Source organism: Corynebacterium sp. ES2775-CONJ (assembly GCF_024814515.1).
Taxonomy (GTDB): domain Bacteria; phylum Actinomycetota; class Actinomycetes; order Mycobacteriales; family Mycobacteriaceae; genus Corynebacterium.
Genome location: NZ_JANUXT010000001.1, coordinates 185,063 through 198,772, shown reverse-complemented (window position 1 = coordinate 198,772; position 13,710 = coordinate 185,063). Strand labels below are relative to the sequence as shown.

The window sequence follows — 13,710 nt, the reverse complement described above, 5'->3', positions numbered from 1 at the left end:
GAATTAAGCCCCTTTCAGGAACGAGTATTAGTGATAAAGATCTGCACGTCCATCTTAGACGATCGCACGCTCTCCTACCTAGAAAGCCTTTAGACGCCAACGAGCTCCGGCTCAGCGTTACTGAGCGCCATGGACCCAGCAGCCTCAATTAAAACATCGGCAACACTGGTTCCCAGCGCATGACAGACACTAGCCAATAGTTCTGAGGACACCTCTTTGCGTCCACGCTCAAGCTCTGAGAGGTACCCGGGCGATACTCGTGATATTTCTGCGAGTTCTCGCAGCGTGACGCCTCGCTCGGCGCGAAAGGCACGTAGTGCTGCACCAAGAGCTTGCCGCAGCAGCGGCTCCGAAGCCTTTGGCTTGGGCTTTTCAATAACTGCAGTATATTTCATCATCACTCAGCTAACGTTCTAGCTATCGCAGAAGTTCCCGAACTAGATTCCAGGAAAATCCTCAAGGCAGCCCTAACAGCTAAATACCGGATGGCGTCGCGGTCGCCGCAAAGATATGAAGCACTACCGAGAATCTGAGCCGCAGAATATGCGGATACCTGACCTTCTGGGGTAGCTAAACCCACCCATACTTCACCTACGGGGTGACCGTCTTGCTCATCAGGGCCTGCCACTCCGGTGAGCGCCACTGCCCAATCGCTTCCCACTACATTCCGAGCACCCTGCGCCATAGCTCGTGCGGTATGCGGACTCACCGGCCCGAAATCCTCGAGAATATGCTGCGGGACATGAGCCAACTGTTGTTTAGTATCAGTGGCATACGTTATCAGGCCCCCGCGAAATACCTGACTTGCCCCGGCAACGCCGGTGATCGTGGCTCCCAGCAGCCCCGCACTCAGTGATTCACACACACTCAACGTTTGCGAATTGGCGCGCAAACGTGCAACAACGCGGATAGCGAGGTCGGTGTTCACCCCCTAGCCTTCTTCACCGCAGCGGCGTCGATAAGATACTGCACACCCGTTAGCGCTGTTACTGCCACAGTTATATACATAAATAATGCGACAATGAAGCCCATATAGTCTGGTAGCGGAATCAAGTAGAGCGCCACCGCCACTGTCTGCAAAACCGTTTTGAATTTTCCACCCTTCGAAGCAGGGACGATGCGACCCTTGCGTAGCTCCACCATCCGCCACACCGTGATGCCAACTTCCCTGACGAGAATAATAACGGTGACCCAGATAGGGAGAGCGCCTGTAATATTAAGAGAAATAAACGCGCCCGCCATTAATGTCTTGTCAGCTATGGGATCGGCGATCTTACCAAAATCGGTGATGAGGTTACGCGAGCGAGCGATATCGCCATCCAATTTATCGGTGATCATCAGCGCCGCAAAAACCACAAAAGAGGCCCACATCCATCCAGGCCGCGTACTCTCACTGGTGAGGACCAGCCAGACGAAGAGCGGAACAACAATAATCCTTAAACTAGTAAGAATATTGGGAATATTGAGGTTAGTTGGCTTGAGTTGATCGGGGCTGGGAGCATTCATATTTCCCGATTTTAGCAGCCTCTTTCAGCTCTCGAAATTGCTGGAGACTAGACTATTAAATATGACAGTTTTCGCAGTTGAATACAGCTACTCCCCTACTAGTCCTACCATTGCCGAGATCCGTCCTCAGCATCGCAGTTTTCTAGCCAAGCTCAAGGAACAAGGAATTCTCATCGGCTCAGGCCCGTATACGGATGGGAAGGGCGGTGCACTTATTATCATCCAGTTAGCAGATGGAGCCGATCTCAATCAAGCTCGAGAACTTCTCGATCATGATCCCTTCTTCACCTCAGGTGCTCTGGAGAAACGGCACTTCCATACCTGGAATCCGGTGCTCAATATCTTTGGTAGTGCTTAAATATATTTGAATAGAGAAGATATGAACGTGAGAGAGGGCCCGACGTTCACCGTCAGGCCCTCTCTCACTAGTTAGTTATGCTGGGGAGTTTTTCTTCGATTTGATCAGCGAGGCGATAATTGCCACCGCCAAAATTCCCACGATGATGAAAAGGGATGTCAGCGTATCCACTTCCACAACACTGACAGGTTCACCGCCGTTGATAAAGGGCACACTATTCTCGTGTAGCGCGTGCAAGATAAGCTTGACGCCGATAAAGGACAAGACCGCCCCTAGTCCGTAGGAGAGATAAACCAAGCGATCGAGGAGGCCGTCGAGGAGGAAGTACATCTGACGCAAGCCCAATAAAGCCAGCGCATTGGTGGTAAAGACAATATAAGGTTCAGTAGTAATTCCATAGATGGCAGGGATTGAATCGAGAGCAAACATAACATCGATCAATCCAATGGCTAAGAGCGCGACGAAAAGAGTAGTGACCGCGAATTTACCCTTCTTGTGCACGAAGAGGTGGTCACCTTCATAGCCACTCGTAACAGGCACGACTTTTCGCAACATCCGAATGACCCACATATCGTCAGGGGCAGTCTCGGGAGCATCGCGAACCTCATCCACAATGAGCTTGATCGCGGTATACAGCAAGAAGATGCCGAAGATATAGAAGACATCTGACCACAGGCTGATTAAAGCTGCGCCCGCCAGGATGAAAATCAGTCTCAGAATGAGTGCCAAGGCTATCCCGATGAGCAAGACTTTCTGCTGGTATTTGCGTGGTACCTTAAAGGATCCCAAGATCAGCGCGAAAACAAATAGGTTATCAACGCTCAGCGCTTTTTCGGTGATATAACCAGTGAAGAATTCGATTCCGTGTTGGTGGGGATTACCCGGTTCGCCCCAGGTCAGCCACAGAAAACCTCCGAAGGCAACAGCTAGTGCAACATAGAAGGCAGACCACCACGCTGCTTCTTTGAGGGTCGGTTCGTGGGGGGTGCGAACGTGGGAGTAGAAATCGAAGATAAAAAATCCGCTCACTACAGCACAGGTAATAACCCATGTTAGAAGATTGACTTCCATTAAAAAGACCTCCGGTCTCATTCGAGGACAATATTTTTCCGAATAAGCCAGAGGTCTCTCCCAGCCAGCACCAGGTACTAGCCCAACGGAACCGGATCCCTATAAAGCGTGCTTTATAAATCACGTGCTGACGATTCACGTTGTCACCGGGGTACTCCCCTCCAACGATCTACGATGCTAGCACAGCCATGCAGCGGCCTAGGATCCGCGCCCTAGAAGGCGTTGCCTGTGGGGTTGTAGGTCACAATATTTGTGTCGTCCTCCTCACGCGGCGCTTGCTCGGGATCTGCTCCTTTTAGCAGCCACAAGATTGATTCTAATTCCTCTGGTTTGGCAATAACTTCCCGAGCTTTCGATCCTTCCGAAGGGCCGACGATATCGCGCGATTCCATAAGATCCATCAGCCGGCCTGCCTTGGCAAAACCGATGCGCATCTTGCGCTGCAGCATCGAGGTGGATCCCAGCTGAGAGGTTACTACTAGCTCCACTGCTTGCAGCAGATCATCCAGATCGCCTCCGATATCTTCGTCTATATTCTTCTTCGCCTCGGCGGCTTTGTCCTCGGTTACGCCCTCAGTATATTCTGGCTCACCTTGGGATTTAGCGGCGTCGACTACTGCTTGTACTTCTTCATCGGTTACATACGCACCTTGAATTCGTTTCGCCCGGCCGCCTTGTGGGATGAACAGACCGTCGCCCATGCCGATGAGTTTTTCAGCGCCTGCCTGATCTAAAATCACACGAGAATCGGTCAGGGATGAGGTAGCAAAAGCCAGGCGGGACGGCACATTTGTCTTGATGAGCCCAGTCACCACATCTACGGAGGGTCGCTGCGTAGCAAGGACGAGGTGAATACCTGCGGCACGCGCCTTTTGGGTAATGCGCACGATGGACTCTTCGATTTCCTTCGGCGCGGTCATCATGAGATCGGCTAGCTCATCGACGATGCACACGATATAGGGATACGGTTTATATTCACGCTGTGAACCCAGTGGAGTCTGAATTTCGCCATTTTCTACTTTACGGTTGAAGTCCTTGATATGACGCACGCGAGTGGATTTCATATCCATATATCGCTGTTCCATTTCTTCGACCAACCATTGCAGTGCAGCAGCGGCTTTCTTTGGCTGGGTAATGATGGGGGTGATTAAGTGCGGAATACCTTCATAGGGCGTAAGCTCCACCATCTTCGGATCCACCAAAATCAGGCGGACTTCTTCCGGCCGCGCCCTGGTCAGCAGCGATACTAGAAGTGAATTTACAAAAGCAGACTTACCCGAACCTGTGGAACCGGCCACGAGTAGATGGGGCATCTTCTGGACCGAGTGTGCCACAAATTCGCCCTCGATATCCTTGCCTAGTCCCACCAGCATCGGATCATGATCGCCATGGATGGCAGGTGCGTTGAGGACATCAGCCAGGCGAACTACTTCCCTATCCGCATTGGGGACTTCGATACCTACCAAAGATTTGCCAGGAATTGGGGTGAGCAGCCGTACGTTATCAGTGGCCACTGCATAGGCTAAATTAGACTGCAGGTTTGTGATCTTCGAAACCTTAACGCCCGGGCCCAATTCGACCTCATATCGAGTCACTGTAGGCCCTCGGCTCAGTCCCACCACATGGGCGTCCACCTTAAATTCCTCGAAGACCGCACTGATGGCCTCAATCATGCGGTCGTTAGCCGCCGAGTGCCCCTTAGGCGGCGCCCCGTTCACTAGAAGTTTGGTTGAGGGTACTTCGTAATCAGAGTGAATAATCTGTGGCGCTGAGGCGGGCTCCACGTCCTCTTCGACCGACGCGGGGTCTGTATGCTCATCCACGGGACCTATGAGAGTTGGTCGCGAATCAGACGCGGGCGCTGCGGCCTCAGTCGGTTCTGCCATTGGTTGTGAAGCAACCACGGGTGCCGCGGACTCGGTCCGTTCTTCCGTTGGCCGGGGCAGAATAACTGTTTGCTCCGGGACCACTGGGAATTCATCGGTTTCCGATGCTTCATTGACGGGGTAGTTCTCCATCGGGCCGCCCCCAAAGAGCAGCTGCGGATTATTTTCTATACGGCGCACACGTTGATACGGTGGTCGGATCTCCGCGGGCGCTGGGCGAGTTCGGCGAGCGATAGTTGTGTCTTCCTCGGCCTCGGAATATTCGTCCTCATCATCCCCGTTGAGTTCGTCGTTCTGATTGCGGCGCTGCTCGACAAATTCTGTTGCGGCGTCGATGCACTCTCTGATGCTGATACCTGTGAGCTTGAGCGCGCCGTAGATGATGATGATAAATAGCAGGGGCACGGCGATAAAGCCGCTAAAGCCCTGCGCCAAAGGCCCACCGATATAAGCACCCAAGGCGCCACCGGCCAACTGGCGCTGCGACCACTTGTCAGGAAGACCGGCGAAAATATGGCATAGTCCCAACATTGATAGCACTATCAAGCCACCGCCAAGCACCATGGAACCCTTCATATTAAGGCTGGGCTGCTTCTCAAGCATGACTAATACGGCAACAACGAGAAGAATAATCGGGAGGATATACGCGCCAGCACCAACGAGAAGGTGTGCCACCGTGGAAATCCACTGCCCAATGGGACCTGCGATGCTTAACCATTCAGAAGCCCCGAGAACGATGGCTAAACCAATAAGGACGAGTCCGAAGCTGTCTCGGTGAGATTCCTTCTCAGCATCACGTGTATCTTCTTCGAATTCCTGGTTCTCGTTGGGGTGGTCTTCGTCCAGAGGATAGAGGTCGTCTTCTTGACCAGCTACGGATCGTGTCAGAGTACCCACGCCGTGGGCTGCTGCTGAAAAGAGGGTGCCCAGTCCCCCACCCACCGCCTTCAGGGCGGAGCCTGTGCGTTCCTCGGATGATTCAGCCGCACGTCTGGCCGAACGAGCGTAATTGCCCGAGGCGGCAAATGCCGTTGTGCTCACTCGTCTTTCTGGTGCTCTGCGAGATGATCTGTCACCAGAACGTGAGGGGGGACGTTTAGATCCGGCCCCTCCGCGGCTGGAGGAAGTGCTTTTGGCAGTCATGTCTTAAAGCTTAACCTCAAAAATCACACTATTCACATTTGAAACACTTTCGAACCGTATTTTCCCTCGATCAACCTCAGAGACTTGATCGATCGATTCCGTCATAGTCATCGACGATATCGACATGAGCCCAATCGCGGCCGTAGAGATAGAGCAGGATTTCACCCACATCACCCCGAATCCTTGCCACCTGGTCCCCTTTAGTGGCGACCCCACGCTTGTTTTTTCCCACAAACCGTTGGAAACCGTGAGGTTCGATGACGACGGGCACACGTGAACTCCGCAACATCATCGGTGCGAGCCACTTCAGCAAAGTATAGAGTTCTTTGTTTTCCGCATCGGTAAAGTTGCGGGGTGCCACCGAGTCCGGCTCCGATCCACGACGTAAATCCTCGTGGTGAACAAAGAACTCTGCAGCATTAACGAAACGATCAAGGTATCGAAACGGGCTCAAAGCACCTGGACCTTGTTCAAAGCAATCGATAAGTTCCTGGTAGTCACGGTTCGCCGCCTTCTCGGACTGTTTTTTCAAGCTACCTTCAAATCGGGAGCTCACAATACCCAAAGCGGCTGGAAACTCATTTTCACGCACCACCAGGTGAACAAGAAGATCTTTGGCGTTCCACTGGCCACACAGTGTAGGCGCCGAGGGGTCAGTATCTCGAAAAAGGGCAGCCAAGCGGGAACGTTCGGAAGATGAAAGAGTCATATATTTAGCCTACCGATCTTCTTTTGCTTTGGCATAAGCTCGACATAAAAAATCCCCGTCTGAATGAGGCGGGGATTTTTTAGTTACCAACTCGGACGCGAGCGACGCACATCCTCATCGGGTATCGGAGTGCTGTTATCTGAAGACATTGGCACCACCGTGGGCATAATCATTGGCTTACGACGCCATGTCTGCTCCACGTAGCGGGAGACTTTTCGCCGCAGTTGTTGCACCATACGATAGGGATCGTTCTCCCCTTCCGCCGCGAGATCATTCATGGTGGTGGAAACTAGATCTTTAACCTCGGGCATCATCGCTATAGCATCCTCAGAGAAGCCCTTAGCTTGCACTGTGGGGGCTTCGAGGAGACGGCCTGTGCGATTATCAATCACAGCAGTGATAGAGATAAGACCTCCTTCGCCAAGGGCCGTGCGATCATCAAGCACTTCTTGATCGATATCGCCCATGGTTACGCCATCCACATAGAGGTGCCCAATAGGGATTTGACCCGCGATCTCTACCTTGCCGTCGACCATATCGACGACCACACCGTTTTGCGCTAGTACAGTATTTTCCCGCGGCACACCTGTGGCAATGGCAAGTTCCTTGTTGGCGCGCAAGTGTCGCCATTCACCGTGTACAGGCATCGCGTGGCGTGGGCGCGCAGCGTTGTAGAGGAATAATAGCTCGCCCGAATAACCGTGGCCAGAGGTGTGTACTTTGGCATCTCGACCGGTGATTACGGTGGCTCCGATTTGAGCCAACATATTCATCACGCCAAATACAGCCTCTTCGTTACCGGGGACCAAAGAAGACGAAAAAATTATAACGTCTCCATCGCGAACAGTAACCTGGCGGTGCTCGCGACGAGCCATCCTCGACAGAGCGGCCATCGGTTCACCCTGGGTACCGGTAGTAATAAGGAGAACCTTCGATGGAGCCATTTTGCCGGCATCGTCCATGGACACAATAGTTCCACGCGGGGCCTTGAGATAGCCGAGCTTCTCGGCAATTTCCATATTACGAATCATGGAGCGGCCGTTGAATGCCACCTTACGTCCGCACTCCGCAGCGGCGTCAATTGCCGCCTGGACTCTGTCAACGTTGGACGCGAAACACGCTAGAATGACCCGCTGCTTCGCATCGGTGATGATACGTCGCAATGCAGGGGCAATATTAGATTCGGATTCAGATACACCAGGAGTGGTGGCGTTTGTGGAATCACACAGGAATAGGTCAATCCCCTCATCCCCGAGCCTCGAGAGTGCAGGCAGGTCGGTGGGCTTTCCATTGGGAGGGGTTTGATCGAGCTTAATATCGCCGGTCATCACGACCATGCCAGCTCCAGTCTTGATTGCTACACCTAAGCAATCGGGTATGGAGTGATTGACATGCCAGAAACGAATATTGAACGGTCCGCGATCGAGGTTGGAATCTTTATCTACCTCCGTGATCTTCGGGCGAATTCGATGTTCGCGACATTTTGCCATGATGAGAGCAGTCGTGAAACGCGAGGCGAATATGGGGAGATCGGGGCGCAGCTTTAGCAGCCATGGAATGGCGCCGATATGGTCCTCGTGTCCATGTGTGATCACCAGTGCTTCAACCTGGTCTAATTTGTCTTCGATGGGCGCGAAATCTGGGAGGATCAAATCAACGCCGGGTTCGCCTGATGACGGGAAAAGTACACCACAGTCGACAATAAGCAACTTATTGTTGTACTCAAAAACGGTCATATTTCGTCCGATTTCCGAAATGCCACCTAAGGCATAAATGCGCAAACCGTTCCGCTTCGGCTTACCGGGCAACGGTAGGCGACCAGTAAGATCCGCACCTTGCATTGATTTCACCACATTACGGCGACTGTCGCGCTGACCACTTTCTTGGCCATGACCCTTTTTATTTTTCTGAGGGCCGCGATTATTTCTGCCACGTCCCTGCGTGGCATTCTTGCGTTTTTCGCTTGGCGCGCCCGATGTATCAGGGCTTCCTTCGGGCGAGATGAAGGTTGGGGCGTCTGCAGTCTCTGGCGAGCCAGCTTTTCGCACAGCTCGTCGGTTGCGACTACGGGTTTCACTCATTAGTTAATACTCCAGCTATTTTCATATCGTGGCTGAGAGCTTCATATTCCTCTACTGAGGGAGCAAGGTTGGGTAGGCGGGGTTCGCCCACATCTATGCCCTGCAGCCTTAAACCAGCTTTGGCAAAGGCCACTCCACCCAAGCGCGCTTGGGCACGCACGAGTGGAGCTAATGAAGCGTTAATCTCACGAGCTTTCGCGAGATTGCCGTTGTTAAAATTTTCGTACATTTCTCGCAATTGCCGCGGAGCTAGATGCCCGATCACCGATATAAACCCGACGGCGCCTACACTCAACCAAGGAAGATTGAGAGGGTCGTCACCGGAATACCATGCCAGATTGAGCGCATCGATTAGTGCAGTCGACAGGGCGATATTTCCCTTGGCGTCCTTGACAGCCGCAACTGTTGGAAGTTCCGCTATCCGACTCAGGGTGTGCGCCTCGATCGCTACTCCCGTGCGCCCTGGTATGTCATAAACACAGATGGGGAGCTCGGTTGCTTTCGCGACTGTGGAGAAATGTTGGTAAATGCCTTCTTGACTCGGTTTGGAGTAATACGGCGTGACAATTAAAAGCCCATCTGCACCAGCGTCGGCGCAGGCTTTTGATGCTTCCACCGTGGATCGTGTGTTATTAGTACCAGCACCAGCAATTATTCTGGCCGCTGCTCCTATTTCCTCACGGACGGCGGTGAGCAGGTCGATCTTTTCAGTAAGCGTGGTGGTCGGAGCTTCGCCGGTCGTTCCCGAGAGAACGAGCGAATCTACTCCGTTATCAACGAGGTGGCGGGCCAGCTTAGCAGCTGCGCCGAGATCAAGTTCACCATTTTCGTTAAAGGGGGTAACCATAGCAACGGAAATCGAGCCGAAATACTCGGCCCCCGTTAGCGCTACTAAACCTTTGCTCATGGCCTTCAACGTTACCTTCTTTTGGGCATAAGTTTGGCATCCACCGCCCAGGGGTTGGAAATAATTCCTTAAAAGTCGCTAACAAATGGGCTTGATGCCATACGTGAACCGTCGCTTAAAGTGGTGACCTCAAAGTCTGAAAAAACCGCAGGAGCGGCACTTCTTAAGACCTCCGCACACCGCACAGCGACCTCCCGGATTTCATTATCGGCGTGCTCACTCGCGCGCATTCCGATAAAGTGGCGCCAATTGCGAAAATTGCCAGAAACAACGATTCGCGATTCCGTCGCATTGGGCAAAATAGCACGAGCAGCCTGTCGAGCCTGCTTTCTCCGCAGCAGTGCGTTGGATTCACCATCGAGTTGTTGCTCGAGCGCATCAACAAGCTCGTTGTAGACGAATCGAGTCTCATCGACGGCTTCCATAAACAGGCGTCGAAGTTCTTCGTTCCGATCAATCAATGGAGGAACGACAACCTCAGCATGCTCGGCATGGACAAATCGCTGCGACAGCTGCGAGAAACTGAAATGCCTATGGCGGGTTAATTCATGTGTAGCGGCACGAGATAAACCTCGTATATAGAGGGTCGCAGTCGGATGCTCCAACAATGCGAGGTGACCGACCTCCATGATGTGGCGGATATAGGCGGAATTATCTGCGGTGCGAGGATTCGGTTTATCAAAGGTTTCATAACAAGCACGCCCCGCAAACTCGATGAGAGCCTCCGAATCTGGGGTTTCTGGGGGAGTATCCCACTCGATATCTGAGGGTGCATAGAAGGAACTACACGCAATTAACTCGACGCGTAAGTGGGCAGTCTTAGCCATTGCTACCAAAACCCAGGTAGTGCTCGAGGCCTACGGTTAGACCCGGGTGCTTCCCAATCTGTTGGATGCCCTCATAGACTCCTGGCCAAAAAGAAGACCGATCATAAGAATCCTGGCGAATAGTCAGGGACTGTCCTTGGGTGCCAAAGATAACCTCTTCGTGCGCAACCATGCCCGTCATTCTCACCGCATGCACTGGTACCCCATCGACGAGCGCCCCCCGTGCTCCTTCCAGGCTTTGCTCTGTCGCATCTGGCATCGCTTCCATTCCAGCGGCAGCGCGCGCCTGAGCGATCATTTCCGCAGTATGAATAGCAGTTCCTGACGGGGCATCGAGTTTTTTAGGATGGTGATATTCCACGACTTCGGCGGATTCGAAAAAACGCGCCGCTATCCTAGCAAAATGCATGGTCAGCACAGCTGAGATGGCAAAGTTAGGGGCGATGAGGCAGTGAGCCTTGCCCTCATCACACCACCTGTGCACCTGGTCGAGGCGCTCCTGGGTAAAACCAGTAGTCCCGACCACACAGTGAATGCCATGACGTAGGCAAAATTCGAGATTGTCCATCACCGATGACGGTGTGGTGAAGTCCACAATGACTTCGGTTCCTGTCTGAACTAATTGTGCCAGGTCATCACCGCGATCAAGAGCGGCTGAGAGCTCCAGATCCTCCTGAGATTTGATGCCGTCGACGATTGCTTGTCCGACGCGTCCGTGTGCGCCCAGCACACCCACTTTGATTGTCATGAAAACCTCTTTCTCGCGTTTGCTGTCTAATAGTGTAGAGCAAATGCGGAAGCGCTAAAAAGGTCCGATCCTTCTCAGAAGGATCGGACCGTAGGATCTAGTCGAGTCGACGAGCCCCGTAGCTTGGCGTTGCGAGGAGGAATTCCGGTATCGGGAACCCCTGATCCCTAGCCTTGGTGTCTATCCGGCGAGCTAACTCGGTAGCGTCGTGGGTTCGCACAAGAGCGATGGCACTTCCGCCAAAGCCTCCCCCGGTCATGCGCGCTCCGAGGGCGCCCATGGCTCGCGCTTCTTCGACAACGAGGTCGAGTTCTGGAGTAGACACCTCATAATCATCACGCAATGAAGCGTGCGACTGCCACATTAACGTGCCAAAACCAGCGATATCGTTGGCTTTGAGTCTATTGATGGCCTCAGCAGTACGGTCTATCTCCGAAACGACATGCCTGACCCTGCGATACACCACCTCTTGCCACTGTTGTGCGCTTTGGCTAGCGGGCTGGTTCTTAGCTGCCCAGCTTGCCGCCACCTCGAAAGGATCCTCCACCTGGCGAAGTGTGGAAACTCCCGCCGCGTGGGCAACCCCATCGATAACTGCTCGCCGTGAAGCATACTGCCCATCGCCGAGGAAATGAGGGGCGTTAGTATTACAAATCAGTAGGCTTAAGCCCGCCGACTCGATATCAAAAGGAACGTGCTGACTGCTGTTATCACCGAAGTCTATTGCAAGAGCGTGTCCGGGACGCGCAAAGAGCGAAATCTTTTGATCCAGCCCGCCGGTCGAGGCTCCTACGATCTCGTTTTCCGCTCGCATGGTGGCTACGACAAGGTGCTCGCGAATCTCATCGTTGAGATTTCCTGGGTGGATTAATTCCACCGCGGCTAGGGCGGCCGAGCACTCGATCGCAGCCGAACTGGATAATCCAGCTCCCACGGGCACATCGGAGACGACCGCAATATCGAAACCTTGCTCGTCAATGACTCCCGCTTGGTACGCGGCCCAAATTGAACCAACGACATAACCAGCCCAAGAAGCGGGATGTTGGGGGCCAATATCGCGAAGATCTATAGACTCGATCTCAGCATTAGGCCAATCCGAGACGACGGCGAGTTTCCGGTCATCTCTACGTGCGATCGCTACATAGCTGCGCTGACCCAGCGCGAAGGGAAGACATATACCGCCAGCATAATCTACGTGTTCCCCGATCAAATTGACTCGCCCCGGCGCGGCAACAGTGATTTCTGGGGCTCGGTTGAATGTGCGAACAAATAACTCTCGTGCCAGGCTAGCACCGGCACCGTCGCCGTGTGTCTGCATCCAACGTGGGCTATAAGACATCAATCTTCCCTTCTAAAAGATCTCGGAAGCGTTGAGCGATCCGCTCAGGTGTTGTATCGGAGATCCAAGCGCCCTGAGCTGACTCTGACCCCGCTAAGTATTTCAAGCGGTGTGGTGATCGCATAAGGGAAAATAACTGCAGGTGTAGCCTGCCGAATGTTCGATCCGCACCAACTGGCGCTTGGTTCCATCCAGCGATATAAGGAGTTTTGTCGACGCCCTCAAAGAAATGATCGAGAGCTTGTAATACGGTGAGATAGATACGAGCGAGCTCATCTTTTTCGGGATTGCTCAACTCCGCAAAGTCTGCCACGTGTCGACGCGGCATGACCATCAGTTCGACTGGCCACTTAGCTGCTGCGGGGACAAATACCACCCACTGTTTTCCCGCTACCACAATTCGTGTCCCTGCCTCTAGCTCGGCAGTGAGGTAATCATCAAAAAGATCTCGACCAGTGCGTTCTTGGTGCGCCCGGGCGCGATTGACAATCGCTTGAGCGCGGGCGGGGAGGAAGGGATAGGAATAGATCTGGCCGTGGGGATGCTGGAGAGTGACCCCGATCTCCTCTCCCCTATTTTCGAAGGGAAATACCAGTCTCACCCCCTTAATACGAGAGAGTTCAGCTGTCCGATGCGCCCACGCTTCTATCACTGTGCGCGCCCTAGTCAGGCTGAGGTCCTTAAATGATTGGGACGCTTCAGGTGTAAAACATACGACCTCGCAGCGGGCATATGCCGGCTGGCGCGGCACCAACTCGATACCGTCGACCAGGTGGGCGAAATCATCGGGAATATGCATATGGGTAGACAAAGACGGGAATCGGTTTTCAAAGACCACGACGTTGTAGTCTCGAGCAGGGATTTCGGTGGGGTGTTTACCCGGGTGCGAGGGGGCGAGGGGGTTGAGGTCCGCCGGCGGCATAAAAGTCCGATTCATGCGATGCGCGGCATACACTACCCAGTCCCCAGTGAGGGGGTCACAGCGCATCTCTGATTCGGTGGTCGCCGCGGGTAAATCGCGAGGGTCGGTAAGCTCACGCGTTTTCTCGCCGGTCGTATAGCTGGGATCGTCGTCGAAATATATCAGTTCGCGGCCGTCGGCAAGCGTTGTGCGGGTTACCCGTATATCAGTCAT

General features: G+C 53.4%; 13 protein-coding genes. 1 reads left to right on the top strand and 12 read right to left on the bottom strand.

Going from position 1 to position 13,710, the window contains the following annotated elements:
* Nucleotides 1-89 precede the first annotated feature (89 nt).
* The 3 genes from NXT01_RS00880 to pgsA are packed head-to-tail and all read right to left on the bottom strand — an operon-like array spanning nucleotide 90 to nucleotide 1,506.
* Entirely contained in the window at nucleotides 90-398 is a 309-nt protein-coding gene (locus NXT01_RS00880; RefSeq protein ID WP_259077089.1) for a helix-turn-helix domain-containing protein, read from the bottom strand.
* The gene (locus tag NXT01_RS00875) at nucleotides 398-928 is read right to left on the bottom strand and encodes a CinA family protein (protein ID WP_259076424.1); all 531 of its coding nucleotides are present in this window, start codon (nucleotides 926-928) and stop codon (nucleotides 398-400) included. Before NXT01_RS00875 ends, NXT01_RS00880 begins: the two co-directional genes overlap by 1 nt.
* Nucleotides 925-1,506, bottom strand: coding sequence for a CDP-diacylglycerol--glycerol-3-phosphate 3-phosphatidyltransferase (pgsA, locus tag NXT01_RS00870; protein WP_259076416.1), 582 nt, complete (start codon nucleotides 1,504-1,506; stop codon nucleotides 925-927). Before pgsA ends, NXT01_RS00875 begins: the two co-directional genes overlap by 4 nt.
* Before the next feature lie 61 nt (nucleotides 1,507-1,567).
* Between pgsA and NXT01_RS00865 the strand changes: the two genes are divergently transcribed.
* Nucleotides 1,568-1,864: a YciI family protein gene (locus tag NXT01_RS00865; RefSeq protein WP_259076414.1), complete on the top strand. Its 297-nt coding sequence runs from the start codon at nucleotides 1,568-1,570 to the stop codon at nucleotides 1,862-1,864.
* A 75-nt stretch (nucleotides 1,865-1,939) separates the two neighbouring features.
* On the opposite strand, the gene NXT01_RS00860 is transcribed toward NXT01_RS00865, so the two are convergent.
* From NXT01_RS00860 to galT, 9 genes are all read right to left on the bottom strand, one after another.
* On the bottom strand, nucleotides 1,940-2,935 hold the full coding sequence (locus NXT01_RS00860; RefSeq protein ID WP_259076412.1) for a TerC family protein: 996 nt from the start codon (nucleotides 2,933-2,935) through the stop codon (nucleotides 1,940-1,942).
* A gap of 212 nt (nucleotides 2,936-3,147) precedes the next feature.
* On the bottom strand, nucleotides 3,148-5,964 hold the full coding sequence (locus NXT01_RS00855) for a DNA translocase FtsK (protein ID WP_259076410.1): 2,817 nt from the start codon (nucleotides 5,962-5,964) through the stop codon (nucleotides 3,148-3,150).
* A 76-nt stretch (nucleotides 5,965-6,040) separates the two neighbouring features.
* Nucleotides 6,041-6,673, bottom strand: a complete 633-nt coding sequence (locus tag NXT01_RS00850) for a TIGR03085 family metal-binding protein (protein ID WP_259076401.1) — start codon at nucleotides 6,671-6,673, stop codon at nucleotides 6,041-6,043.
* Between the two features lie 83 nt (nucleotides 6,674-6,756).
* Entirely contained in the window at nucleotides 6,757-8,754 is a 1,998-nt protein-coding gene (locus tag NXT01_RS00845; RefSeq protein ID WP_259076399.1) for a ribonuclease J, read from the bottom strand.
* Entirely contained in the window at nucleotides 8,747-9,661 is a 915-nt protein-coding gene (dapA, locus tag NXT01_RS00840) for a 4-hydroxy-tetrahydrodipicolinate synthase (RefSeq protein ID WP_259076397.1), read from the bottom strand. Before dapA ends, NXT01_RS00845 begins: the two co-directional genes overlap by 8 nt.
* Before the next feature lie 68 nt (nucleotides 9,662-9,729).
* Complete coding sequence (thyX, locus tag NXT01_RS00835; protein WP_259076395.1) at nucleotides 9,730-10,488, bottom strand: FAD-dependent thymidylate synthase; 759 nt, start codon at nucleotides 10,486-10,488, stop codon at nucleotides 9,730-9,732.
* Nucleotides 10,481-11,236, bottom strand: a complete 756-nt coding sequence (gene dapB, locus NXT01_RS00830) for a 4-hydroxy-tetrahydrodipicolinate reductase (protein WP_259076393.1) — start codon at nucleotides 11,234-11,236, stop codon at nucleotides 10,481-10,483. The genes thyX and dapB overlap by 8 nt, the downstream gene beginning before the upstream one ends.
* Nucleotides 11,237-11,333: 97 nt before the next feature.
* Nucleotides 11,334-12,575: a galactokinase gene (gene galK / locus NXT01_RS00825; protein ID WP_259076391.1), complete on the bottom strand. Its 1,242-nt coding sequence runs from the start codon at nucleotides 12,573-12,575 to the stop codon at nucleotides 11,334-11,336.
* Nucleotides 12,565-13,710, bottom strand: a complete 1,146-nt coding sequence (gene galT / locus NXT01_RS00820; protein ID WP_259076389.1) for a galactose-1-phosphate uridylyltransferase — start codon at nucleotides 13,708-13,710, stop codon at nucleotides 12,565-12,567. The genes galK and galT overlap by 11 nt, the downstream gene beginning before the upstream one ends.

What these genes read in the sequence shown, in the direction of transcription:
- NXT01_RS00880 (WP_259077089.1), bottom strand. Translation starts at nt 398, where the DNA reads ATGATGAAATATACTGCAGTTATTGAAAAGCCCAAGCCAAAGGCTTCG.
- pgsA (WP_259076416.1), bottom strand. Translation starts at nt 1,506, where the DNA reads ATGAATGCTCCCAGCCCCGATCAACTCAAGCCAACTAACCTCAATATT.
- NXT01_RS00865 (WP_259076414.1), top strand. Translation starts at nt 1,568, where the DNA reads ATGACAGTTTTCGCAGTTGAATACAGCTACTCCCCTACTAGTCCTACC.
- NXT01_RS00860 (WP_259076412.1), bottom strand. Translation starts at nt 2,935, where the DNA reads ATGGAAGTCAATCTTCTAACATGGGTTATTACCTGTGCTGTAGTGAGC.
- NXT01_RS00855 (WP_259076410.1), bottom strand. Translation starts at nt 5,964, where the DNA reads ATGACTGCCAAAAGCACTTCCTCCAGCCGCGGAGGGGCCGGATCTAAA.
- NXT01_RS00850 (WP_259076401.1), bottom strand. Translation starts at nt 6,673, where the DNA reads ATGACTCTTTCATCTTCCGAACGTTCCCGCTTGGCTGCCCTTTTTCGA.
- NXT01_RS00845 (WP_259076399.1), bottom strand. Translation starts at nt 8,754, where the DNA reads ATGAGTGAAACCCGTAGTCGCAACCGACGAGCTGTGCGAAAAGCTGGC.
- dapA (WP_259076397.1), bottom strand. Translation starts at nt 9,661, where the DNA reads ATGAGCAAAGGTTTAGTAGCGCTAACGGGGGCCGAGTATTTCGGCTCG.
- thyX (WP_259076395.1), bottom strand. Translation starts at nt 10,488, where the DNA reads ATGGCTAAGACTGCCCACTTACGCGTCGAGTTAATTGCGTGTAGTTCC.
- dapB (WP_259076393.1), bottom strand. Translation starts at nt 11,236, where the DNA reads ATGACAATCAAAGTGGGTGTGCTGGGCGCACACGGACGCGTCGGACAA.
- galK (WP_259076391.1), bottom strand. Translation starts at nt 12,575, where the DNA reads ATGTCTTATAGCCCACGTTGGATGCAGACACACGGCGACGGTGCCGGT.
- galT (WP_259076389.1), bottom strand. Translation starts at nt 13,710, where the DNA reads ATGACTGATATACGGGTAACCCGCACAACGCTTGCCGACGGCCGCGAA.